Source organism: Pseudomonas migulae (assembly GCF_043225285.1).
In the GTDB taxonomy this organism is placed as follows: Bacteria; Pseudomonadota; Gammaproteobacteria; order Pseudomonadales; family Pseudomonadaceae; genus Aquipseudomonas; species Aquipseudomonas migulae_C.
On the sequence record NZ_CP171224.1, the window covers coordinates 3,803,880 to 3,829,973 of the forward strand.

Annotated in this window: 13 protein-coding genes; 6 read left to right on the forward strand and 7 right to left on the reverse strand. The window is 58.3% G+C overall.

The window, feature by feature from the left end; genetic code table 11:
* Nucleotides 1–99: 99 nt before the first annotated feature.
* From ACF6ZU_RS17440 to ACF6ZU_RS17450, 3 genes are read left to right on the forward strand one after another with little or no spacing between them, the layout of a single operon-like run.
* Nucleotides 100–2,292 carry an FUSC family protein gene (locus ACF6ZU_RS17440; RefSeq protein WP_392885445.1) on the forward strand — a complete coding sequence of 731 codons (2,193 nt, stop codon included), beginning with the start codon at nt 100–102 and terminating at the stop codon, nt 2,290–2,292.
* On the forward strand, nt 2,282–2,482 hold the full coding sequence (locus tag ACF6ZU_RS17445; RefSeq protein ID WP_007896379.1) for a DUF1656 domain-containing protein: 201 nt from the start codon (nt 2,282–2,284) through the stop codon (nt 2,480–2,482). The genes ACF6ZU_RS17440 and ACF6ZU_RS17445 overlap by 11 nt, the downstream gene beginning before the upstream one ends.
* A gap of 10 nt (nt 2,483–2,492) precedes the next feature.
* The gene (locus ACF6ZU_RS17450; protein ID WP_392885449.1) at nt 2,493–3,353 is read left to right on the forward strand and encodes an efflux RND transporter periplasmic adaptor subunit; all 861 of its coding nucleotides are present in this window, start codon (nt 2,493–2,495) and stop codon (nt 3,351–3,353) included.
* Nucleotides 3,354–3,522: 169 nt separating this feature from the next.
* Here ACF6ZU_RS17450 and ACF6ZU_RS17455 read toward each other — a convergent pair whose 3' ends face one another.
* From ACF6ZU_RS17455 to ACF6ZU_RS17465, 3 genes are all read right to left on the reverse strand, one after another.
* Entirely contained in the window at nt 3,523–4,347 is an 825-nt protein-coding gene (locus ACF6ZU_RS17455; protein ID WP_392885451.1) for an SDR family oxidoreductase, read from the reverse strand.
* A 33-nt stretch (nt 4,348–4,380) separates the two neighbouring features.
* Complete coding sequence (locus ACF6ZU_RS17460) at nt 4,381–4,845, reverse strand: multidrug transporter (protein ID WP_392885453.1); 465 nt, start codon at nt 4,843–4,845, stop codon at nt 4,381–4,383.
* A 156-nt stretch (nt 4,846–5,001) separates the two neighbouring features.
* Entirely contained in the window at nt 5,002–9,540 is a 4,539-nt protein-coding gene (locus ACF6ZU_RS17465; protein WP_392885455.1) for a hypothetical protein, read from the reverse strand.
* A gap of 341 nt (nt 9,541–9,881) precedes the next feature.
* Between ACF6ZU_RS17465 and ACF6ZU_RS17470 the strand changes: the two genes are divergently transcribed.
* From ACF6ZU_RS17470 to ACF6ZU_RS17480, 3 genes are all read left to right on the forward strand, one after another.
* Entirely contained in the window at nt 9,882–13,517 is a 3,636-nt protein-coding gene (locus tag ACF6ZU_RS17470; protein WP_392885456.1) for a Tc toxin subunit A, read from the forward strand.
* 9 nt (nt 13,518–13,526) lie between these two features.
* Nucleotides 13,527–18,008 (forward strand): neuraminidase-like domain-containing protein, encoded by a 4,482-nt coding sequence (locus tag ACF6ZU_RS17475; protein WP_392885458.1) that lies wholly within the window; start codon nt 13,527–13,529, stop codon nt 18,006–18,008.
* 73 nt (nt 18,009–18,081) lie between these two features.
* The gene (locus ACF6ZU_RS17480; RefSeq protein ID WP_392885460.1) at nt 18,082–20,835 is read left to right on the forward strand and encodes an RHS repeat domain-containing protein; all 2,754 of its coding nucleotides are present in this window, start codon (nt 18,082–18,084) and stop codon (nt 20,833–20,835) included.
* 108 nt (nt 20,836–20,943) lie between these two features.
* On the opposite strand, the gene ACF6ZU_RS17485 is transcribed toward ACF6ZU_RS17480, so the two are convergent.
* From ACF6ZU_RS17485 to ACF6ZU_RS17500, 4 genes are all read right to left on the reverse strand, one after another.
* Nucleotides 20,944–22,395, reverse strand: coding sequence for a mannose-1-phosphate guanylyltransferase/mannose-6-phosphate isomerase (locus tag ACF6ZU_RS17485; protein WP_392885462.1), 1,452 nt, complete (start codon nt 22,393–22,395; stop codon nt 20,944–20,946).
* A gap of 213 nt (nt 22,396–22,608) precedes the next feature.
* Nucleotides 22,609–23,265: an alginate O-acetyltransferase AlgF gene (locus ACF6ZU_RS17490; RefSeq protein ID WP_392885464.1), complete on the reverse strand. Its 657-nt coding sequence runs from the start codon at nt 23,263–23,265 to the stop codon at nt 22,609–22,611.
* Between the two features lie 17 nt (nt 23,266–23,282).
* Entirely contained in the window at nt 23,283–24,458 is a 1,176-nt protein-coding gene (locus ACF6ZU_RS17495; RefSeq protein WP_392885465.1) for an alginate O-acetyltransferase, read from the reverse strand.
* Between the two features lie 11 nt (nt 24,459–24,469).
* On the reverse strand, nt 24,470–26,035 hold the full coding sequence (locus ACF6ZU_RS17500; RefSeq protein ID WP_392885467.1) for an MBOAT family O-acyltransferase: 1,566 nt from the start codon (nt 26,033–26,035) through the stop codon (nt 24,470–24,472).
* Nucleotides 26,036–26,094 lie beyond the last annotated feature (59 nt).

Genomic DNA, 26,094 nt, shown 5'->3' on the forward strand with positions numbered 1-26,094 from the left:
GTGTCAGCTGACATCAATGTTGAATGTGAAGTCGCCATCGCGAGCAGGCTCGCTCCTACAGGTTCTGTGTGTTAACCGAACTTCCATGAGCAGGATTCCATGACTCCCTTGCCCGCACCGTTGCGCTGGCTGTATTCCCTTGAATGGCGCCGTGGGTTCTTCGACTGGGCACGCAGCGATGGCGTGACCTGGGTCTACATCTTCAAGGTGCTGTTCGCCGCGTTCCTGACCCTGTGGCTGGCCATGCGCCTGGAACTGCCGCAACCGCGCACGGCGATGATCACCGTGTTCATCGTCATGCAGCCGCAAAGCGGCCAGGTGTTCGCCAAGAGTTTCTACCGCTTCCTGGGCACGCTGACCGGCTCGGCGGTGATGGTCGCGCTGATAGCCCTGTTCGCGCAAAACACTGAACTGTTCCTCGGTGCGCTGGCGATCTGGGTCGGCATCTGCTCGGCCGGTGCCGCGCGTTATCGCAACTTCCGCGCCTATGGTTTTGTGCTGGCCGGCTACACCGCGGCGATGGTCGGCTTGCCGGCCCTGGCGCATCCGGACGGCGCGTTCATGGCGGCAGTGTGGCGGGTACTGGAAATCTCCCTGGGGATTCTCTGCTCCACGCTGGTCAGCGCCGCGATCCTGCCGCAAACCGCCAGCGCGGCGATGCGCAACGCCTTGTACCAGCGCTTCGGTGTGTTCGCGCTGTTCGTCACCGATGGCTTGCGCGGTCGTAGCAAGCGGGATGCGTTCGAGGCAAGCAACGTGCGCTTCATCGCCGAAGCCGTGGGCCTGGAAGGGCTGCGCAGCGTCACCGTGTTCGAAGACCCGCACATGCGTCGGCGCAACGGCCGGTTGAGCCGCCTGAACAGCGAATTCATGGGCGTCACCACGCGTTTCAACGCCTTGCATCAGTTGCTCGAACGCTTGCGCAGCAGCGGCGCCGATCACGTGGTGGCGGCGATCAAGCCGGGCCTGCAAGACCTCGCCGAAGTGCTCGACGGTTTCAGTGGCCGCGCGTTGACCAGCCCTGACGCGGCTCGTCTGGCCAGCGCGCTGAGCGCCTACAAAGAAGGGCTGCCCGCAAGGGTTCGCCGCTTGCGGGCGACCTTTCAGGAGAGCGACCCGAGCGACGCCGAGCAGCTCGATTTCCATACCGCTTACGAATTGCTCTACCGCTTCGTCGACGACCTGCACGGCTACGCGCAGACCCACGCGTCCCTGGCCGATCACAGCCATGAGCGCGAGCAATGGGACGAGCCGTTCACCCCGCAAACCAACTGGATGGCATCGGCGGCTTCCGGGATTCGCGCGGCCTTCATTCTCGTGGTGCTGGGCAGTTACTGGGTCGCCACCGCATGGCCGAGCGGGGCGATGATGACGTTGATTGCCGCCGCCACCGTAGGCCTTTCAGCCGCGACACCGAACCCGAAACGCATGGCCTTTCAGATGGCCTGCGGCACGTTCCTCGGGGCGCTGATCGGCTTCGTCGAGATGTTTTTCATCTTCCCCTGGATCGACGGCTTCCCGTTGCTGTGCGTGATGCTTGCGCCGGTGATCGTGCTCGGCTCGTTCCTGACCTCGCGCCCGCAATACGCCGGTGTGGGTCTCGGCTTGCTGATCTTCTTCAGCACGGGCTCGGTGCCGGACAACCTCACCGTCTACAACCCGTACGGCTTCATCAACGACTACATCGCCATGGTGCTCGGCATGCTGGTGTGCGCCGCGGCGGGCGCAATCATCCTGCCGCCGAACAGCCGTTGGTTGTGGCGTCGGCTGGAGCAGGACCTGCGCGGGCAAGTGGTGTACGCGATCAGCGGCAAACTCAAGGGCCTGGCCTCGAGTTTCGAAAGCCGTACGCGGGACTTGCTGCATCAGGCCTACGGCCTCGCCGCCGGTCAGCCGCAAGTGCAACGGGACTTGTTGCGCTGGATGTTCGTGGTGCTGGAAGTCGGCCACGCGATCATCGAGTTGCGCAAGGAACAAGCGACCTTGCCGGTGCATCCGGCTTATGCCGAATCGCAGCCGTGGCGCCAGGCCATCCGCGTGATGGGCCGCTCGCTGGTGCGCCTGTTCCTGCAACCGAGCCAGAGCAATCTGGAGCGCGCGCTGATCGCGGTGGACCATGCGATCAGCCGCGTGCAAGCCACCGACGAACCCTTCGCCCCACACTTCGACACCTCGGCATTGCGTCGGGTGAAGAGCTACCTGCACTTCATCCGCACCTCGCTGCTCGACCCGCAATCACCGCTCGCCGCCTACATGAACACGGCGCCTCAAGGACTTGCACATGCCTCGTGAAATCGCCTTCCACGGCGTGTACATGCCCACCATGACGCTGATGTTTTTCATCGCCGCGGCGCTGGCCTGGGCGCTGGACCGGTTCCTGTCCGGGTTCGACCTGTACCGTTTTTTCTGGCACCCGGCGCTGCTGCGCCTGAGCCTGTTTACCTGTCTGTTCGGCGCGCTGGCGCTGACTGTCTACCGTTGAGAATGTCCTGATGAAAAAGCTTTTCAGCCTGCTCGCGACCCTGCTGGTGCTGGCGCTGGCGATATGGATCGGCCGGACCCTGTGGGTGCATTACATGGACACCCCGTGGACCCGCGACGGCCGGGTGCGCGCCGACATCATCAACGTCGCCGCCGACGTCACCGGTGAAGTCATCAACGTGCCGGTGCGCGACAACCAACAGGTGAAGAAGGGCGATTTGCTGATGCAGATCGACCCCGAGCACTACCGCATCGCGGTCAAGCAGGCGCAAGCGCTGGTCGCCTCACGCAAGTCGACGTGGGAGATGCGCAAGGTCAACGCCCATCGTCGCGCCGACATGGATGCCCTGGTGATCTCCAAGGAAAACCGCGACGACGCCAGCAACATCGCCGACTCGGCCCTCGCCGATTACCAGCACGCCCAGGCGCAACTCGAAGCCGCCGAGCTAAACCTCAAACGCACCGAAGTGCGCGCGGCGGTGGACGGTTACGTGACCAACCTCAACGTGCATCGCGGTGACTACGCGCGCATCGGCGAAGCGAAAATGGCCGTGGTCGACATGAACTCATTCTGGGTCTACGGCTTCTTCGAAGAAACCAAACTGCCGCACGTGCGGGTGGGCGATAAGGCCGACATGCAGTTGATGAGCGGGGAGGTGCTGAAGGGCCACGTGGAGAGTATTTCTCGCGGGATCTACGACCGCGACAATCCGGAGAGCCGCGAGCTGATCGCTGATGTGAACCCGACCTTCAACTGGGTGCGCCTGGCCCAGCGGGTGCCGGTGCGGATTCACATTGATGAAGTGCCCGAGGGCGTGCTGTTGGCGGCGGGAATTACCTGCACCGTTGTGGTCAGGCAGCCCACCCTGTAGGAGCGAGCCTGCTCGCGAAAAACGTCCGGGCAACGCGTCCATTCAGGTTACACGCGTTATTGTTGACGACCATCGCGAGCAGGCTCGCTCCCACACTTGACCGAGTTTCCTCAGGGAGAAATGCAATCGAATGTGGGAGTGAGCCTGCTCGCGATGGGGGCGACGCGGTTTAGAGCTGCCCCCGCAACCCGAACCGCTTCATCAACCCCGACTCCAGCAGGCCTTTAGGCAGCAACCCCGCCAGCAACGGCAACGCCCGGCTGCCATTGCCCAGACGAATCAGCCGCGGCGTTTTACTGTGTTGCGCAGCCTTGAGCAAACCAGCGGCAAATTCACTGGCCGGGGTCGGGTTGTCCTGGGACGCCTTGGCCCGCGCCCGAATGCCTTCACGCAACGGAAACCACGGCGACTGCTCGCTGATCAACTGCTCGGCTTCCGCCCCGGCATTCTTGGCAAAACTGCTCGCGATGGCGCCCGGTTGCACTTCCATGACCCGCACGCCAAACGGCGCCAGTTCCATACGCAACGCATCACTCAGGGCGTGCACCGCCGCTTTGGAGGCGCAATACGCACCGGCGAACGGCGTGACCAGCACCCCGGACACACTGCCGATATTCACCACCAGACCTTTGGCCCGGCGCAACACCGGGAACAGCGCGCGCGTCACGCCGACAATGGCAAACACATTGGTCTCGAACTGCCGCTGCATGGCCGGCACCCCGCCGTCGAGCAACGGTCCCATCGCACCGTAACCGGCGTTATTGATCAGCACGTCGAGGCCGCCGTGCTGCTGATTGATCTGCTCGCTCAACTGTTCGAGGGCTGCGCCGTCGTTGACGTCCAGCTGCACCGCGGTGAAACCCGCCGCCTTTAGAACCGCCACGTCTTCAGCCTTGCGGGCGCTGGCCCAGACCGTGTAACCGGCCGTTTTGAAGGCATCGGCCAGGGCGCGGCCAATGCCGCTGGAACATCCGGTAATCAAAGCAACGGGCATGGCGCGGTCCTTGTGCAGAAGAGAGAAAAGGGATCAGTCGGAGAAACTACCCTGCAAACGCTCGGCGCGAAACTCCAGGGTTTGCGGGCGATAACCGGGACGCAGCGGCGGCAGTGGCAAGCAATCTTCCCAATTGGCGCCCGCCTGCAATTCGCCGGGGCCGCGATAACGCGGGGCGGTGTACTGATTGTCGGCGAGGTTGACCGTATCGCCCGGCGCGTAGGCGGCAATGCGCCAACGCAGTTCGGTCAGCGGCACGTCGTTGCCGTTGTTCATTTTCAATTGCAGCGGGCGATCCGCCGGGCAGTGCTCCGGGGCGTAGGTGATGCGCAGCTCCAGGCGCGCCAGTTGCTTGACCTCGCGGTTGTCCATCCAGATCACCCAGGTGGCCACCAGGCCCAGGCCGATGGCGGCTGCGACCGAAACAGGCAGGGCCTTGGCCGGGTAACGCAGCAACAGGATCAGCCAGGTGATGACCAGCAGGACGCCGATGAACATGTCGCATAACCTCGGGATGGGATGCGAGCATCCTACCTAAGCGCAGAGGGATTTGGCGATGGGCGGCTTTGGGGATGCGCTCGCGGGGGTTATAGCAGGCAGAGAGAGAAACGCCCCTTCTCTAACGAGAAAGGGCGTTAAGTGCGTGGGGAAGCGTCACGATGGTTCGACAATGCTTCCATCGTAAGCGTTGACGATGGACATTTTTACAGGGCCCTCGCGGTATTGGACAAGTAACCAGCCGTTGTAATCCGTACGTTGAATGGATTCTTTACCGGCAATTACAACTTTCACGGGTACGCCAACTGCTGGCTGCTTCGTGAACGAGGAGATTGCTTTAATTCCATACGTCCAGTAACCCCACTCCGACTGGGTAGGCCCCGAGGTTTCAGCTATTTCTACCTTGTTATGTGCCAGATACATTGGCAAATCCAGGGAACTCATGTCCCACCCCATTACCTCCAACCGTACGCCAAAGTTGCCTGTTTGACTGCTGTTGACACAGTTGATAGTCCACGGCTGTCTTAAGTCAGTCAGCACTCTAGGGGACCCCGGGCTGATGGTGACTCCGAGGTCTGCAGCTTCCGGGCTCAGTTTCAGTTGCACCTGTTTGTTAAGTAAACGGCTGTGGGGCGTGGGCTGTAAGGTCAAAACGTGCTCCTTACCGAGGCAGGGATACGCAGGACCGCCTCCGAACGTCTTCGTGAAGTTATCAAAATCAACATACAGGTCGTTAGCTAGGCTCCCCGATTCCGCCCGGCACGGCAAATACCGGACATGCAGTGCAGGGCTAGTTAGTTTCAATCCAAAAATGCTGTCTTTCGCTTCCTTGAAAGAAATGGACCAACGCAGTGTTTTCCCTTCTTCTACCCTCTGCGGCGCTCCCAGGTCCGGGGTAGATTCCAGACCCGCTTCCACCGCTCCACTCAGGTCTTGTAACGTGACGTCGGAACCAATCAACACACTGTTACTCTTGATCCTGAGTTCCAGTTCATTGGTTTTGTCTGCCATTAAAATGAGATCGCCTTCGACCAGATCAACCTGTTTATTATTTAGATAAAGCTCAGCCGCCGGTTCCCAGTCGTCTTGCGCCAAGACGGTCACCTTGAAGGTTTCTCTCATGACGACACCCTGGTTTTCGAGTGTGATATCGGCCTGCACTTCAATTGTTCCGGGAGTGTCTGAGGTATAGAGAAGATGGGCCCAACCCTCTGGGTCGGACTTGGTCCTTGCGATGTAGTTCGGCTCGCCTTTGATACGCCACTCAACCTCCACCTCCTCGGCCGGATTGTTGGTGTCACCGTAAACCACCTGAAGGAGCAACCGCACACTCTGCCCGGTGCCCGCCACTGGCTGGCTGAGCACAGGGCCGGCGTCACCGATCCCGTAGCGGGAATCGATCACTTCAAACGTGCGGGGCTCTGTCCATGCAGAACTGTCGCCTTCGTCTGTCTGCTGCGCCTGAATGGTGTATGTGCCAAGGTCCCAGCACTCCTTGGCAATCCAACGCCATTTCAATTCGCCATCGATGGTGTCAATCAGATTCTCTGGGTCATTCTCATGGCGCAGAAGAATCTGACCACGGGTTTCACCTATGCCTCTGATCATGGGGTTGCGAGGGGTAGAACTGCCATTCCGAGGTGCTACGATCTCGGGTGTTTGCGGCGCTTCTTCTACCGTGAATTGATGAAGCTCACTCCAGTCAGATTCTGGCCCGTCACCCTTCTGTTTTACTTCAAGGGCAATGGTGCCAGGCGTCAGGGGTTTTTCGACCTTGAACTCCAGGACGCCATCGGCGTCTGCGGCATCCGAGTGCAAGGTCTCTGCGTCCTTAAGCCGCACAGTTATCTGCGCAAGAGAAAGGCCGTTGACCCTGATGAGTGGACGACTGGAGGTTCTGGAACCTTCCATTGGCGATTCGAATTGCGGTGCCTCAGGCTTTTCGGCTCCCACGAAGAAGGTGCAATCATCGCTTGGGTCGGAGTCGACGTCGTTCACGGTTACCACGACGTAGACCGTGTTGGAGCCCGGCGGCCAGTCTGCCGCCGGTGTGAAGGTGCAGGTCTGGTCGCTGCTGGTGAAGGTTCCCGGGATTTTGTTGCCCAATTGATCGAACATTTCCAGGGTGACGGTGCCGACCGATACATTGGTAATGGTCAGCGGCTCTCTCGGCTGGGCTGGATTGAGCGGTGGGGTGATGGCCGGCGTCGTTGGTTTCACCGTTAACTCTTTGGGAACTGCCCAGTCGGATTCCTTTCCGGTGATCTTTCCGATCTGTTTTGCAGTGATGGTGTGCTTCTTGATCGGCCACGCTGCTGTAGCGGCTACTGACCAGCTCCCATCCGAGATAACGGTCGTTTGCAACTGGACGCCACCGTCTCCACCCTGCAACCAGATTTCAACTCTGGCGTCCTTAAGCCCACCTGTCCCGCTGATGGTAGGTTTCCCGTCGGCAGAAACGGTGATCTCGGTTATCTCCGGCTTGAACAAGACCGCAAAGGTGACGTTATTCGCCGAGCCGGATTCAACGTCATCTAACCTTTGTGAGCCTGATAGAGTGAATTGCTCAGTCATCGGCAAAGGTCTTGTAAGTGTAGCGCTCCATGATCGTTTGCTATTTACATAAGCAGTACCGTAAATAAGAAACGTCGGGGGCGACTTTAGGGTGACTATTGCCCTAGGCTCACCTGTTCCTGCTATTACTGGTAGTGGTGTCCGTATGACCCCTGGGTTTGTAATTACCGGTTTTGGCGGTTTCGCTTGCTCGATGTGAAACAGTCGCGTAATGCTGGCGGCAGACGTCTGCCCGTTGACCGTTTGCACCGCTTTGATGTGCTTGGTGCCGGGAGTCCAAGGGTAATCGAAATACCATTCTGTTCGGTATACGCTGACGGTCACATTCGGAAGCGGCGAACCGTCCCAATTCTGGATGGCAACCGTCGCCTCCGACATGCAGGTCCCTTTGACCCGGACATTGGCCGGATGAGTGGCATTCTCCTCCGGTTCGGTGATCTCGGGGCTAGAAGGCTCGATGTAAAACAGTCGCACAGCACTGGCATCCGACGTCTGCCCGTTGACCGTCTGCACCGCTTTGATGTGCTTGGTGCCGGGAGTCCAAGGGTAATCGAAATGCCAAGTGGCCCCGTTAACGCTGACGGTTACATTCGGAAGCGGGGAGCCATCCGAATTCTGGATGGCAACCGTCGCCCTCTCCATGCAGGTTCCTGTGACCCGGACATTGGCCGGATGAGTGGTTTTCTCCGCAGGTTCGGTAATCTCGGGGGCAGGGGGCTTGATGTAAAACTGTCGCAAAGCACTGGCGGCTGACGTCTGCCCGTTGACCGTCTGCACCGCTTTGATGTGCTTGGTGCCGGCAGTCCAAGGGTAATCGAAATGCCAAGTGGCCCCGTTAACGCTGACGGTTACATTCGGAAGCGGGGAGCCATCCGAATTCTGGATGGCAACCGTCGCCCTTTCCATGCAGGTTCCTGTGACCCGGACATTGGCCGGATGAGTGGTCTTCTCCTCCGGTTCGGTGATCTCGGGTTCGCGCGGTTTGACCGTGAACTCTTTGTGTTCCGCCCAATCGGATTCCTGCTTGGTGACGTTGCCGATCTGTTTTGCAGTGATGATGTACTTGTCGACCGGCCACGCTTCCGGGTCGGTGACTGACCAACTTCCATCCGATAGGACGGTTGTGTGCAACCGGACGCCGCCGTGTCCACCCTGCAACCAGATTTCAACTCTGGCGTCCTTAAGCCCACCTGCCCCGCTGATGGTGGGTTTCCCATCGGCAGAAACGGTGATGGTGGAAATTAACGGCTTGAACAGGACCGCAAAGCTAACGTGGTCTGCCCAGTCGGATGTCACATCGTTCAATGTCTGCGAAGCCGTCATGTTGAAGGGGTCGGCCATCCACAAAGATGCTGTCAGCGGGACTGACCACGTGTCTTTGGTCGTCACGGTTGTCGTTGCGAAAAGTAGAGTGCCGACACCGTGTTCGTACAGTTTGACAGTGGCGTCAGCAACACCTGTCCCGCTTATTACTGGTTGTTGTGTCCTTACGACTCCGGGGTTTGTAATTTCCGGTTTCGCTAGATTGATGTAAAACGCTCGCACAGCACTGGCATCCGACGTCTGCCCGGCGACTTCCTGCACCACTTTGATGTGCTTGGGGCCGGGCAACCAAGGGTAGAAGAAATGCCATGCGGTCCCATTCACGTGCACTGTAACGGGTGGAAACGGGGTACCGTCCGAGTTCTGCACTGCAATCGACGCCCCCGCCTCGCAGGTCCCGTGGACCCGCAAATTGGCCAGATGATAGGAGTTCGTCTGAGGATCAAGAATTACGGGCGGTGGAGGTTTGGGCCCGACCACTTTCAAATTGGTTACTTCGCTCCAGCCGCTCCAGATTTCTAATTTTTTATAGCGAAGCCTGAGGTTGATAGTATCCCCTGGGTTGAGTTGCGCAGGCGGTACTTTGTAAATGTATACAGGGTTAATGCTGTCGATCTGGTAATGAGGATTGTAACTCCCCCCATAAAATTCAAGCTGCCACTTTGATGTAGCCCCTGGCAGCGTCGCAAAAGCCCGCACAGTAAAATTCCCGGTGGGTATATAATCTCCGTTTTTTGGATTCTCGATAATTGGGTCTAACCAAAGGGGGCTTGAGGGGTCGTCCGCTTCATCAGTCATGGGTCAGCGCTCCTGAGCTGGCTTTACAGCCTGTTGTCGTAGCGCTCCTTCTAACCCTCTCCCAACCTCACAATCACCTGTCAGATCTGACAGGTTGGACGAATGGTAGTCCCGTTGAGTCTGCCTCCCACCGTAGCGGTCAGTGGATTTTAGCGGGCACTTTCAGAAGTCTCCTTCCTTGAAGTTTCGCAATAAAAACGGCGTACTCAGAACGAATTTGTTCTAGAGGAACTCTGCTTACCTGTCAGATCTGACAGGTTACACCGTGCCCGAATATCGCTAGCTTGATCCTGCCGGGCACCCCATCAATGCCCGCCCTAATTGGCAGGAGAAGCATTGATATGGCCGACGAAAACAACTCCCTGATGAATGCGCTCGTGCAGGCGGATGGACCGCGGAAAAAAGGCCGGGTCGGTTTCGAGAAGGCTATGCAGAAAATGGGGTTTACCTCGGTCTTTGACATCATTCGCTTGCCCAAACCCGCCTTCGCTCGGCAACTTGCAAGGCACAGTGATGCCGATGCCGAACTGGCTTACGACAATGCCATGGCGTATGCGGCGCTGATTGCGCGGTTGTACCGTGAGCACAAGACGTCTTCCGGCACCTTCCAGCAATTGGCTCAACGCAGCGGTGTTCGCTCCCTCGTGTCCGGGGGCCCCACTTTTACCCATTTGTTCGAGGAAAACTGGGACGAGTTCTGCAAGGTCGGGGCTATTGCGGCCATCGACTCACCGGTGGCTTATCTGAGCGCGCTCCACGTGTTTATCCAGCAACTGGAAGCAACGAGCACCGACCCGAAACGCATCCTGCTGGATAAGCGCCGCCCCGACTTGAAGGACCTGCTGATTACTCGTGAAAGCACCTTCACCCCCAGGCCGATGCTGGACATTGTCAATGATGTGCTGAGCAGTCATTTGCGCACTTACCTGGATGGCATCCCGGCAGACAAGCCAAAGTCCACTCACCAGGTACTTGCGGAGCGTCGCTATCCTTTCGAATTGCCCTATAACTTCTACCACCATCAATGCCAGCTGGGTTTATCCGCGAAAAAACCAGGTCTGGGGGAGTTGAATTACCGCGCCAGCCTGTTGCTGCCGATTGAGCAGGCTGCCACTAACCACTACGGCGCAGTGCAAAAACCGGTGCTGCAAGCGCAGCGGCTGTTGTCAGGGCTAAGCCCGCAGCAACAGGCGTTACTGATCGAGCCGCCGGTGTTCAGCAATTTTTACCTGACACGCAGTGATTTGACCGACGGCTGGATGAGTGCCGGAAGCACTTACCTTTGCCCGCACATCCCCTTGGGAACCTGTTTTTTGCTGCCATTGGGGCAGGCGGACGTCGGTGCTGTGGTCCCCGCGGCGGACAAACCCGTTGCTGCACAAGCACAAGCACGAGCACGAGCACGAGCAGGGGCAAACCTTGCCCCGATCACTTTTCGCAAGGGAGAGCAAACCGAAGTCGCAACGCTGGCCTTGAATTCCGCCACGCCTGGCAACACCAGCAAATGGGCGCTCAATGCTTTGCACAGCCCGTCAGCGGCAACCACCACCTCATACATCAAGGCCAATGCAGCGCTCCCGGAGCCCGCCGAGGCCGGTTATGCCGCCACGCTCGACTTGATCACCGCCACTGGTACCGTTGCAGTCCCGGTAAGTCTGGTCACGCAGCGCTTCACGCTCACGCTCGACGAGCACTACAGCTTGACGGCATCGGAGCAAGCCTTTTTTAAACAGTCTTACGGCATTGAAGTAACAGACGATTCATCACTCGGGCCTATGACCAGCCTGACCGAGTTTATGCAGCTTACTGGCCTGAACGCTGAACAGGTCGAAATGCTCCTTTCCCGACGCACGTACGCGGTGCGATTGTCACCCAACTGCCCAAGCAAAAACCTGCAGCATGCTGGCGTGGTAGTCCCTGGTACTTCCGGCAAGGTGCTGCCGTTTCCCCATGCCTCTCACTACGGTGCCTGCTACGTCAACGGCACCGGCACTGGCGCGGACCTGAACGATAGCGTAAGCGAACCCGATCCGGCGTCCGTTATCCGCGATCTGTTCGATAACGCCATGGGATTGGAGGAGGTCGGTCAGGAAGGGGCGAAGTACTGGCGCCTGACCAAGACATCGCTCGATCGCCTTGATCGTTTGCAACGAATGATCCGCCTGCAGCGTTGGACCGGCATCCCATTTCCGAAGCTGGACACTGTGCTTATCTGCGCGATTCGGGCTGAGGGCGACGCGAACCTGAGGCTGGAGCTCAACGAAAACACGCTGCGCGCACTGGGGGTCTATCGTCACCTGAACCAGCGCCATGGCATTGATCCGCTGGAGTTCGCCGCGCTGATGGGAGACCTCACGCCTTATGCCAGCGGTAAGGATACGGTGCCGTTGTTCGACCAGGTGTTCAACCGGGTGCAACTGTTCGACACGCCGTTGATCCTTGATCAAACGTCAATCAGCCTGAACGCCACCGATGCCGCTACGCAGAAAACCCTGTTGCAGCTGTGCGCCGGGCTGGGTTTGCAACCCACGGAAGACTCCTTGCTGTTGATTGCCAGGCAGACCGAAAAACACTTGAAAGCACTCAAGCGTGACCTGGCTACCGTCTCGTCGATCTACCGCCAGGCCCGGATCGCGCAGCTCTTCGGACTGACGGTCGCCGAGCTCCTGACACTGGCAAACCTGTTGGGTGGTCTGCGCTACAAGACGGCGCTGGCCAGCGGCCGGCTAAGTCCGCGAACAGCGGCTGCCACCCCGGACATCCTCGATGTGCTGATGCAACTGGACTGGGCTGTCGACTGGCTCAAGGACAGTCAACAGACCGTGAAACAATTGCAGCAGCGGCTGGGGCCGAATGTCCCCTTGGCAGGGCGTTCACCTGCTCGTGGGGGGAAGGGCCAGCAAAAAACAAAAGTGCTTGCACCCGAAGAACCCTTGCCCGATGAACTGCTCAATCGCCTGGCCAGGTTACATGAAGACGTCATGCGTAACGTGGTCACGGAGCTTCAGGTTGCTGCGTTGGGTCTACCGGACAAGGACGATGATGCGCCCGTCAAACCGATCAAATGGTTCGAGTTGCTGATCAGTCGCGACCTGCTCGATAAGGACGGCCTGCTGCCAGGACTTGATAAGCCCTTGAGTCTGGTGGACGAGCCGACTACCTGGCTCGGTACCGAGCTTGACGAGCTGCTCGAATTTCTCGAGCTGGCAGACTCGGTCAAACTGACCTGCAAGGAAAAACTTCTCGAGCTGCTACTGGATGCGCACAACCGACAAACTCAGTTGCTCGAAGGGCTGTTCCAGGAAACCGCCAAGCTACCGCCGGAGCGCTGTGTTGCGGTCATCCACTGGGCTCATTCAACGGTCTATGGCGTCGTCAAGGAAGCGCTTGGGGTACTAACAACCCCTGAGCTGATCGAACATTTCCAGCGTATATCGCGGCATGCAGAAAGCGCCCAGAGTTTGCGTTTGAGTAATAAAGCGTTACGGGTATTCCTGGTGAACCCCGACTGGCTGGGTGCCAGACAATACACTGGAAGCGACAGCGAACCCTCGCTTTCCGATCTCTATCTGTTTGAACGCTTCAGCCATTGGTTCCACTCCCAGCGCCAATCGGAAGACAGCCTGTTGAGCTACTTCAGTCTCGCCAATCCGAGCAAAGCCAAGCTGAAGAACAAGACCCTGCGCAAGATCGTCAGCGAAACGGCTAACGGCGCGCTGGCCAGGCTGCTCGAGTGGAAAGAAGAAGAGGTCGCAATCCTCGCAGACACTTTGACCGAAAAGCGCGCCTGTTCGATGGCGCAGGTGGACTGGATACGCCGTTGCCAGGCGACCTGTTACGCCAGCGGGCTGTCCGCAAGGTCGCTGCTGCAAGCTACCGAATTGCATGACTCAAGCCCACTGGATGCCTGGAAAACCGTTGGCGATGCAGTCATGGCCACCAGCCCGGCCTCTGATTCATCAATTGCGAATGTTTAAGGAACGATCATGACGACTGCCTTCGATGCTCCGCTGAATGAGTCATTGCGTGATGCGATGCTCGCACTGTTTTTGCACGAAGCCGTACCCAACGATCCGTACCTGATCGAACAGGATCTGGCCGACCGGATCAAGACCGCCGACGACCTCTATGAATTCTGGTTACTGGATGTACTGGTCACCCAGAACGTTCCGACCAGCCCGGTGGCCTGCGCCATTGCCAGCCTGCAGCAGTTGGTCAACGGCATGATGCTGAACATGGAACCCGGTTACCACGACGATAGCCTCACGCCCGGGCAAACCAACGCCTGGCTCGACGGCCTGAACCGCTACCCGATCTGGGCGGCCAGGCAGCAGTTGCATCATTTTCCGGACATCTACCTCGACCCGACCCTGCGCCTGACCAAGACAGACAGTTTCGAGCAGCTGGAAAACGACATCAATCAGGCGCGAATCCAGCCCGATACCGTGCAGGCTGCGGTGCTGGCGTACCTCGCCCGCTTCGAAGAAATCGCTAACCTCAGTCCTTGCAACGGCTACATCGACGGTGATGAGTTCGCTAACAGCACCTATTACTTCATCGGCAAATCTCCCGCCGAAAATGCCTATTACTGGCGTTCACTGGACATGCGCCAACGCCCGGTAAAATCTCCTGCGAAGACCTCCGACGCTTATCCGGACAAGTTCGACAAGCCCCTGCCCAATGCCTGGTCGGACTGGAAGAGGGCCAACGTGTCGATTTCGGAAAAAGCCCTGGAGCACACGATTCGCCTGTGCTGGTTCAATAATCGTCTGTTCGTGACCTGGGCCGAGGTGGAATACGAGGACCCGAGTGCAATTGCGCCAGAGGTATCGGGGGGTAAAGCTCAGAACACTGTAAAGGCGCATCCGCGGTTTCGTTTGTATGCCAGCTACAAGAAATACGATGACAGCTGGAGCACGCCTCGGGTCTACATCGAAAGCTACTGCCAGACACCTGGCCTGATCGCAAAGACGCCGGAAGAGATCGAACGGGAAACCCAGACCATCGCAGTGTATGACCACTCGACGTCGCCCGAGTCGATGATCCTCATGCTGTATTCCAACTACCAGCCCGGTGAGTCGGATCCTACGGGTGACAAGGACCATTACGACTTTCTGAGAACCGTGCGCATCGACAAGAACTTCCTTGTGACGTCGCTGTTCCCTTCATTCGGTGTCGTACCCAATATCGAACCGGCAACCACCACGGCAATGGATGACGAGTCGAGCAGAGCACATGTGTTGTTGATCGGCTATCTGTTTGCCAATGCCAACAAAAACGCCGGCCGTCTTCAATACTGGCTGCCCACGGGTACTCCTGAGTTCGGTGCTGTGTCTCACCACGCCCCTAAAGACGAAAAGAACACCTGGGACTTCGGCGGTTGGCAGTCGCGGATCAAGACGAGTCAAAAAGATACCGATCTCGTTTACGACCGAGTCAGCTCCAATATCGAACTGACAGTGAGACTGGAGGAGGGATTCGATAAGCAGTCGGTTCGCGGTTATCGGCTCTTTGTTGCTCACCCCGTAGATGTTCAAACCGATTTGCAGCCATCAACATTCGGGGGTATGCGCACGCTCCAGGTGTCCGAGATCGTCGGTAATTTACCCAAGGATTCGACGCTGAAACTCTCGCTCTCGATTGACCAGACCACCCATCAGGCCGATGGCTGGCCAGTGGATTGGCCTGAGGAAATGGAGAAGGTCAAAATACCGCTAATTTATGGCGTGTTGATCTATGACATGCAAATTGCGTCTTTTCCTCCACGCTGGGAGCTCAAGGGCGGAGCTCTCAAGGCTCTGACCGTCAGTTGGGGAGAGGTACTCGACGCGGAGCCACAAATTGCTCCGAGCATCAATAGTCTGGCAGATCCGAACCTGGGGGAAAGCCCGTCCTTGGGCAGAGCCCACTTCATCGATTTTACGGGGTCAAGCATCCATTGGACCGATGGTCCGCAACCGGTGAAAGCGGACAGTTTGCCCCGGGCACCCATCCGCATGAACACCGTCTTCGCCAGGGAGCTGATCCAGCTCGCCGAGAGTGGCATGGAACCCCTGCTGAGATGGGAAACCCAGACGCGGCGGACAGAGCCGCCCATCCCCAACGGTCTCGGTGCGGAGGCGATGGATTTTTCGGGCGCGTACTACCTGTATTTCCTCGAGCTGTTCCTGTACCTGCCATGGTTGGTGGCTCATCGTTTGAAAGAAGAACAACAGTACGATGAGGCGAAAAAGTGGCTGGCCTTTTTGTTCGATCCTGCACGCCAAAGCAGTGACCCCGGTCATCCCGGCTATTGGCAGGCGGTGCCGTTGGAGTCACCCGTGTGGCCTGGTTCCGTGGACCCGAGCCAGGCTGTTTTGTACCCGGATGATCCGCATCAGATTGCGCTTGGTTTTACGGTGCATTTTCGCAAAGCCTTGTATGGCCTCTATATCGACATCGAGGGTGATCAGGCCGACCGGGCCTATGGGGAACAGACACCGGACGGCTTGGCAGAGGCCAAGCTCCGTTATGTGCATATCCTCGATTTGCTGGGTCGGCGTCCGGATGTCCGGCAAGTGGACGACTGGACGTCGACCCGTCTGAAAGATCTGAGCTCTGCCAAAAATGAAGAGCTGCGCGAGTTTGAGCAGGCCTTGATCGCGGCTCAGCAGCACGAGCGGGATCACCCGTCATTGCGTATTGGCAAAGCCCCTGACTCTGAGGTGGCACCGCTGTTGTGCTTGCGGCCTTACAGCGAAGACCCCTTCTTGCCGAGCGTTGACAACCCTTATTTACGCCGCCCCTTCAACTCCGAATTGATCCAGCGTTGGGACAGGGCTGAAAGCCGCCTTTACAACCTTCGGCATAACCTCGACATCGCCGGCAATGCGATGAACCTGCCATTGTTCGCCACGCCATTGGACCCGCGCGCGCTGCTTGCTGCCTGGGGGCAGGGTGTATCCGGCGCTGCGCTGAGCCGTCTGTTGAGTCCGCAGATTCCTCATTACCGCTTCAGCTTCATGTTCGCACTTGCGCAGAATGCGGTGGAAAGCGTGATCCAGTTCGGCTCGACCCTGTTGTCATTGATCGAGCGCAAAGAGCAGGCGCAATACCTGGAGTTGCAACAGCAGCAAGCCTGGAACTTGGCGAAAGTGGCGGTGGATATACAAGTACAAGTCGGGATGATCGACGAAAAAAACAGAGAAGCGCTGCAGGCCAGTCAGGCCCTGATCTCAGGCCGGGTCAGTTACTACGAGAAGTTGGTGAACGATGGAGTAAGTCCCGGAGAAAAAGCCGCGGGCGCTTTGCATTTGAATGGCCGCCTGATGGAAATCGGAATGGGCGCACTGGGATTCGCCGGCGAAGTCGCCAAGGTCCCACCGAACATGTACGGAATGGTGACCGGTGGTTATCGCCTCGAAGGTACGTTCAACGCCCCCATACATCTTTTGCAAGCAGGGGCCGCGGCTTCCCATGGTGCAGGCGAAGTCATCGGACTCTATGAACAATACCGTCGCCGCACTCAGGAGTGGACCCAGGCTCGTGATCAGGCAAAACTCGAAGCCGAACAAATCAAGGCACAACTGGCCGTCTTTGAAGCACAACATACCGCCACTCAATTGCAACTGCGCCAGGCGAAAACTGCGCTGAACCAGGCCAAGGCTACCCATGATTTTCTGCTGAGCAGCAACCGCTTCAGCAAGTCCCAGACCTATGACTGGCTTAACAGCAAGTTTGCCAGTTTCTATTCCACCGCCTACACCACTGCGTTATCGCTGTGCCAGGCTGCCGAAGCCTGTTGGCAATTTGAAAGGGGTAATTTCAGCCGGACCTTTATCCGTCCCGGGGCGTGGAACAGCACCTATCGCGGTCTCGGCGCTGGAGAGGAGCTGAAAACGAGCCTGCAGCAGATGCACTTCGAGTACCTGAAAGCCAACGCTCGGGACGTGGAAATCCGCAAAACCGTATCGCTGAAGGCGTTGAAAGCCAAGGACCCAGCCTCGACGATCAACAAGCCCTGGGAGGGCGAGGAAGGAATGAAAGCAGCTCTGACGACTAAGGGCTCCTGTGACTTCGAGCTGACGCAAACAATGTTCGATGACGACTACGCGGCCCAGAATCACTACATGCGACGGATCAAAACCATCAGCGTTTCCCTGCCTGCCTTGGTTGGGCCCTATCAAGACATCTGCGCCGTCCTGATCCAGCGCTCCAGTAAGATCGAGATGTCGGCCACCATGGGTAATACCAAGCAAAACCTGCGGCCCCTTCAACAGATCGCCCTCTCTTCTGGCATCGATGATACCGGCCAGTTCCAGCTCAACTTTCAGGATGAACGTTACCTGCCGTTCGAATATACCGGAGCCGTTTCGACCTGGACCCTGACCTTCCCCAATCCTGAGGCCCAGAAGGCCATGCTCGAATCCCTCAACGACGTCATTGTGCATATGAGTTACACGGCCCAGCGTGAGGGAGGTTCGTTATGAACGAGCAGCGCCAACCACCGAGGCCGATCAGTCAGCCCTCGCTCCCCAAGGGCCACGGTGCCAGGACACGCCATTGAATCCTGGCATTCATGCACATACGCCGCGGTTGACCGTTATCGAGCCGCGCAACCTGGCGGTGTGCTCAATCGGCTATTACCGCAGTGCAATCACGGAGCTCGTGGAGGCGCGAATCAACCACACCACCTATGATCCCGTCGGACGCATGATCGCCCAGCGGGATCCGCGGTTGTTTCTGGACGCATCAGCACCCGCCAATCTGAGCACGGTCTACAGTCTGAGCGGCAACGTGTTGTGCGCGATCAGCGCGGATTCGGGGACGCGTTTGAGTCTGTTTGGTGAAGCCGGTCAACCCGTTCACAGTTGGGATGGCCGCGGTTCGCAACGCTGGATGCATTACGACCCGCAGCTGCGATTGACCGAGTTGTTCGAGCACGCCGCGCAAGGCGTAGCGATTCGCGCCGAGTGTCTGAGTTACGCGGCCAGTGAGGCGGCGTTCGCCGATCACAATCAATGCGGCCGGCTGATTTGTCACGAGGATCTGCCGGGATCGTTGTTGTTCAATGAGTATGCATTCACCGGCGCAGTACTTGAGCAGCAACGACGCTTTGCAGATGAGCCATCGCCCGGTTTCACCACCCGCTCACGCTTTAATGCGCTTGGCGATCTGCTGTCCCGGACTGATGCCCAAGGCAACCAACAACGCTTCAGCCAAACCCTCGACGGCCAGTTGCGTGCCGTGGATTTGCGCCTGAGCGACACGCCTGACTGGCTGCCGATGGTCAATGCCATCCGCTACACCCCCCACGGTCAGGTACAGCAGGAAGTCGCCGGCAACGGCGTGACCACCAGCCTCGAATACACGGAAGAAGACGGACGCCTGAAAAGGTTGGTGTCCCGACTGGGCCAGAATGATCCGTTGCAGGATCTGCGTTATGCCTACGACCCGGTCGGCAATGTGTCGGGCATCGAAGACGCGGCGTTGCCGGTTCGCTACTTTGCCAATCAGCGGGTCGCGCCGGTCAGTCATTATTGGTACGACACGCTCTACCGGCTGATCGAGGCTACGGGTTGGGAGGCCGGTTCAGTCAACTACGGCCCGGCTTCATTGATGACGACGGATCCCGAGATGCCCGGCAACTACCGCCAGACCTACCGCTATGACGCTGGCAACAACCTGCTGGAACTGACCCACGTTGGCCCGCAAAACCACGGCCATCGGCTGGTCGCCGCTACGCACAGCAATCGATGCCTGCCGGTGCGCGAGGGCATCGAGCCGACAGAAGAAGATTTTCGTAACAACTTCGACGCCAACGGCAATCTGCTCAGGCTGCAGCCGGGACAAACGCTGGATTGGGATGTGCGCAACCAGTTGAAAGAGGTTCGCCCCGTTCAACGCGACTCGGGCCCTGATGACTTCGAACGCTACGAGTACGGCGCCGACGGCATGCGGGTGCGCAAAGTCCGCGCGCTGCAAACCAACGCGCAAACCAACATCATCGAAACCCTGTATTTGCCCGCCCTGGAAATCCGCACCCACAGCGGCACGGGCGAGGTACTGCATGTGATCGACGTGGCGACCGGACGCGGTAGTGTGCGGGTGTTGCATTGGGTCGCCTGCAAGCCGGAAGGGATAGCCAACAACCAACAGCGTTTCAGCCTGACGGATCACTTGGGCTCAAGCACGCTGGAGTTGGATCAGCACGCGAAGATCATTAGTCAGGAGCGGTATTACCCCTTCGGCGGCACCGCGTGGTCGAGCGGCGAAGCGGTGCAGGTCAGCTACAAAACGGTACGCTATTCGGGCAAAGAGCAGGATGCAACGGGGTTCTATTACTATGGACTCAGGTATTACTTGGCGGGTTGGCAGCGCTGGTTGAATCCAGATCCGGCGGGAATGCAGGATGGGCCGAATGTCTTTGCGTTCGTGAAAGGGAATCCGGTGTCGTTCAAGGATGTTCAAGGGTTGGGGCGAATTGATATTGGTGATTTAAGTGACTCTCAGGCAAACATTCTGGGTATAGAAGGCGAATGGTCCAGGCCGAGCAGAAATCCAGCCAGGTATCCTGATCCAAGAAAGGAAGCCTCTAAGCTTGTGGAAGTTTCGGATGAGATTTTTATAAGTCTTGGTGATGCCCATCTTTCTAACTTGATTACGAAGGCAATAATATATAAAGGTGCTGAAAATCAAAGGCTCGACTTGTGGCGTGCTGGTGAGGACCTGAATTCTATATTGGGGGTGGTTCGGTCTGGTCCTGTTGTTTCTATACCTGAGATACAAAAAAACGCTGTAGGCAATTGTGGTGAGCACGCCTCTGTCAATTTTCATTTGCTGGCAAGCACTGAGACAAAAGGGCCCGTTTTTCGGGTCGGCACCACTTATGACGTAGATCATACATTTGTCGTCATTGGCGATCCTCGTGGTACACCAAGAAGTGAACTGGTTATCGCGGACGCTTGGCCTTTTTTTCCTTTGGCTCATACAGCAAATCATGGGCAGTTTGGAATAGGCCCGATATATGAATATGCAGGTGCAAACGCGGATCCAAAATACGCCATCGACGGCGCTTCCCTGGTGCAAAACGCTGAAATGCGTTTCCCTGTTTTGGATAAGTCAAACGACGAGGATCGTCAGTTTTTTGAGTGGATACAAAAAAAACCTAAAACGTATGTCCAAATGTACTCGAGAGAAAACAGTTATTTAGGGGTGGATTATGTGAATAGCAAAGGGCACCAGAGAGGAAGTCATCTTCTCCCTGATACCTACCTCGGTGAGCGTATGGCGCACTACAGAAGTTATCTGGCGTGAGTAAGCTAAATAATAAATTTCCCAGTGCAGAAAAAAGCCCCCACCCAACCCGCTGCGGATAGGGAACGCAGCGAACTGGACGGGGGCTTCTTTTATCGTGCTGAACGCTTACTGCGCGATGGTTTTCACCGACACGCCACGCTCGATCGGCGTAGACCGACCATAGATATCTTCAAACCGCTCGATATCGTCTTCACCCAGATAGCTGCCCGATTGCACCTCGATGATCTCGAGTGGAATCTTGCCCGGGTTGCGCAAGCGGTGGACCGACGCGATCGGAATGTAGGTCGACTGGTTTTCACACAGCAGGAACACGTTCTCGTCGCAAGTCACTTCGGCGGTGCCGCTGACCACGATCCAGTGTTCGGCGCGGTGGTGGTGCATTTGCAGCGACAGGCACGCGCCCGGTTTGACCGAGATGTGCTTGACCTGGAAGCGACCGCCCATGTCCACCGAGTCGTAGGAGCCCCACGGACGATAGACTTCGCAGTGGTTCTGGGTTTCGCTGCGGCCCTGCTCGTTCAGGGTGTTGACCATCTGTTTCACGCCTTGGACCTTGTCCTTGTGCGCGATCATCATGGCGTCCTTGGTTTCGACGACCACGATGTTTTCCAGGCCGATCACCGACACCAGTTTGCCGTTGCCGTGGATCATGCAGTTCTTGCTGTCCTGAATGACCACGTCGCCTTTGGTGACGTTACCGTTGGCGTCTTTCTCGTTCACTTCCCACAGCGACGACCAGCAACCGACATCGCTCCAGCCGGCGGTCAGCGGTACGACGCAGGCGCGCTGGGTTTTTTCCATGACGGAGTAGTCGATAGAGTTGTCCGGGCAGCAGGCGAAGGTGGCTTCGTCGATGGTGACGGTGTCGGCGTCCTGTTCGCTGCGCTCGAGGGTCAGCAGGCAGGTGTCGTAGATGTCCGGATCGTGCTTTTTCAGCTCTTCGAGGAAGCGGCTGGCACGGAACAGGAACATGCCGCTGTTCCAGAAGTAACCGCCGGACTGGACGTATTCGGTGGCGCGTTTCACGTCCGGTTTTTCGACGAAGTGCGAGACGCGGCTGACGCCTTCCGGCAGCAGCGAGTCATTGGCCGACTTGATGTAGCCGTAGCCGGTTTCCGGTTTGGTCGCCGGTACGCCGAACAGCACCATTTCGCCGTTTTCGGCGGCGACGGTGGCCAGGGCCAGGGCGCGTTGCAGGGCTTTCTGGTCTTCCAGCACGTGGTCGGCCGGCAGCACCAGCATCAGCTCGTCACGGCCTTCGTTGACCAGCATCATCGCGGTCAGGGCCACAGCCGGTGCGGTGTTGCGACCGAACGGCTCCATCAGGATGCGCTGGGTGTCCAGCTTGCGGCTGGTCAGTTGCTCGTTGACGATGAACCGGTGGTCTTTGTTGCAGACCACGATCGGGGTGTCCATGCCTTCGAACACCAGGCGCTCCAGGGTTTGCTGGAACAGCGTGTGTTCGCCGGTCAGGGCGAGGAATTGTTTAGGGAACTGCTTACGGGAAAGCGGCCAAAGACGTGAGCCGCTACCACCTGACAAGATCACCGGAATCATGTTGTTACTCCTTGAAAATCGTTTGGTTAGAGCTACGAACGCTGTGTCGTTTCACTCTTGTTTTTGTTCCGTGTCCGGACTGCCCTTGCTCTCTGTAGGAGCCAGCTTGCTGGCGATGGGGCCCTTGAGGACGCCATCGCCGGCAAGCCAGCTCCTACAGGGGATCGCGTTTTTTCAGCGAGTCCGTGGGCTATCAGCAGTCCGGAAAATTGATTAGCGCGTCGATACCGGGCGTTTGACCCAGACTGGCGACAGGCTGCTGCCGTTGCCGGTGACGTACAGCACCGCTGCTTCGCCGCGTTCCAGGGCAACCGGCTTCACATCGCCGACTTTCGTTGCACCATCGTATAGCGCCAGGCTGACTTTTACCGGGTTGATTTCGCGCTCGCCGCGGCCCTTGGCGGCGACGGACGGTACGACTTCGGTCTTGCCGTCAGCGGTTTTCAGGGTCAATGCCTTGTCGCTCAGGTTCTGTACGCGAACCAGGGACTTCTGCTTGTTCTTGAACGGCGGCTCTTCGATCAGTTGCGGCGCGCCGCTGGCGTTGTTGACCAGGGTGTAATAGTGATCACCGGCCAGTTTCACCGGCAGGGACTGGCTGCCGACCTTGGCGCTGTAGTCGCCGCCCGGCATAAAGCTGAAGTCGGTGCTGGACAGCGGCGCGACGTCGCTCAGGTTGGTGCTGCCGACGGTGGCGCTGACTTCGGCATTGCCGGCGTTGTAGACCCGTACGAAAGTCGAGCCTTTAGGCGCAGTCGGACCGTACAGGGCCGAATCACCGGCGGCGAAGGCGTTCATGGAAAGGACGCTGAAGGTCGCGGCCAAAGCAAAGGTCTTGGCGAGACGACGAGGAGTAGTAGTGAAAGTCATGGTAGTACCTCTCTCTTTCAGTTTTGCGCCCGGTCGGGCGTCTCGGATTTAGTGTTTACAGCTACGTTTTGTTGGCGGGCGCCGGCTTCTTTGAGCTCTGCGACCCACTGCGGGTCGGCGTCGCCAATTTCGTTGTTCACAGGCAGATAACGTTCAGGAAACTCCCAGATCAGCACCTGTGGCGGGCTGTTCTTGAAGGCATCGCTTTTCAGGTAGCTGAGCATCGGCAGGATCGGGCCGTGGCCGTCTTCGGCGTAATTGACCACGTCGCTGTGCAGCGCTTCTTTCAGCGCGCCGACGAAGTTCCAGTTCGGGTTGGCGCTGTAGCTGGTGCCGATCAGGGCCACCGGTACTTCGGTGTTGGCGAACAAGGCGTCATCGCCGCCCGCCTGATCGTCGGCCGCCACGGTGTTGCGCTTCTGCAATGGCTCGGTCGCCGGCATCAGGTTTTCGAACAGCGGATCCAGCGGCAGGAACAGGCGCAGGTCACCCTTGTGGGTCACTTTCTCTGCCGGCTCGGTGACGAAGCGCTGAGGTTCGCCGCTGAGCGGGGTTTTCTCGGCGATGGTGCTGGCCAGGGTCTGGGCGGCGATTTGTGCGCCTTCCGGGGTCCAGTGGGTGTCGGTGCGCAGGAACACTTGTTGACCGTCGAGCTTGGCCTTCAACAGCGGGCCGTACAGGTCGGGGGCGAGGATCTTGTTGGCCGCCACGCGAGCGTGGAAGTCTTCATACAGATTCGCGTGAATGCTCGAAGGCTTCACGTCACCCAGGTGTTCCGGATACAGGCGGGTCTTGGCCGGCACGATCGCCATCACCAGTTTCACGCCTTTGTTTTTCAGTTCCTGGCGCACGCCTTCGACCAGCGCGTAGTTGCCTTGCAGGTTCAACTCTTCGTTGACGATCGGGTTGAATTCTTCATCGCTGTACAGCCACTGGTCGCGACCGAGCACGACGCCCGGACGACCTTCGTTGAACAGTTTGAAATCCAGCGCGGCCCAGAGGTTGGTGCCCAGGCGCTTGATCGGGAACTCGTCGTCGTAGTGGGTTTCGACAGCCTTGGTCCAGCGGCCGTTGAGCACCGTCGCATCGGCATTGGTGCTGAAACCGAAGAAGCTGCGCGTCGACCACAGGCCCAGGACCAGCAGGGTCACCAGGAACAGGGCGATGTAGAAGATGCGTAATGAGCGGGTCATGGTCAGATCCCTCAGAACTGGAAGTAAAGGAACGGCGAGAAGCTTTGCGCCGAGAGTTTGAAAATCGATGCGATGAACAGCAGCAGAATCAGTGCGCGCATCACGTAGCGGGACCAGTCCGTCGTCCAGTAGGCCGGTTGCACGGTGGCTTCAACGCCGACGGTGTAGCCCGGTTGATGGATGCTGGCCGGGTTGTCGCCCGGGACGGCCTTGATCATGCCCGGTGTCGCAGCGGCAGGGCCGTCGGCCTCGACGTTGACGACCGGTTTGGTCTTGACCGGCGGCTGGTTGCTGTAGAAATCACGGATGCCGAAGAACGCCAGGGTTGCGTACGCCACCACCAGAGTCGCCACTTGCAGGCCGGTGAGGCTGGCCTGGTTGAGTTCCGACAGGGACCACTCGCCGAAGCTGAACATCGCGCCGTACATACGGCCGGCGACGTGCAGGTTTTCGGCGCGGAAGATCACCCAGCCCATGACGACGAGCAGGAAGGTCAGCGCCCAGCGGATCGGGTTGATGCTGCGTGGCGACGTGTTCAAGCCCAGGGCTTTTTCGATCGCCAGCCACATGCCGTGCCACGCGCCCCACACGATGTAAGTGATGTTCGCGCCGTGCCACAGACCACCGAGCAGCATGGTCAGGAACAGGTTGCGATAGGTCATCAGCGTGCCTTTGCGGTTACCGCCCAGCGTGATGTACAGGTAGTCACGCAGCCAGGTGGACAGGCTGATGTGCCAGCGACGCCAGAACTCGGTGATCGACTGGCTGATGTACGGCTGCTTGAAGTTTTCCATGAAGCGGAAACCCATCATCAGGCCCAGGCCGATGGCCATGTCGCTGTAGCCGGAGAAGTCGAAATACAGCTGCGCGGTGTACGCCAGCGCGCCGAGCCAGGCATCGCCCGTGGTCGGGTTTTGCAGGGCGAAGCAATGGTCAGCCACCACCGCGAGGGTGTCGGCGATGAAGACCTTCTTGATGAAACCCTGCATGAACCGCGTGCAGCCCTCGGAGAATTTGTCGAGGGTGTGGGTGCGGTTGTTGAACTGGTCGGCGAGGTCGCGGAAACGCAATACCGGCCCGGCGATCAGGTGCGGGAAGATCGCCACGAAAGCAGCAAAGTCGATCAGGTTGCGGGTTGCCGGGGTGTCGCCACGGTAGACGTCGATGATGTAGCTGATGGACTCGAAGATGTAGAACGAGATACCGATCGGCAACAACACGTGGGTCAGGATGAACGGCGACAGACCGACCGACGTCATCATCGCGTTGATGCTGTCGACGCCGAAGTTGGCGTACTTGAAGTAGCCGAGGATGCACAGGTCGACAGCCACGCCGAGCAGCAGCCAGCGCTGGGCCGGTTTGGTCCGCACGCCGGCGGCGCCGACTTTGAGGCCGATCCAGTAGTTCCACAGCGTGACCGCTGCGAACAGCGCGAGGAAGTCCACGCGCCACCAGGCATAGAACACGTAGCTGGCGATCAGCAGCAGCAGGTTGCGATAGCGTATTCCGCTCAAGTAGTACATGCCGAGAAAGATCGGCAGGAACAAAAACAGGAACACGTTGGATGAAAATACCATCCCGGTCTCTCCATGTTTAACCAACAGTCAAGGGCCGCAGCCCCCCCAAACCCCCCACC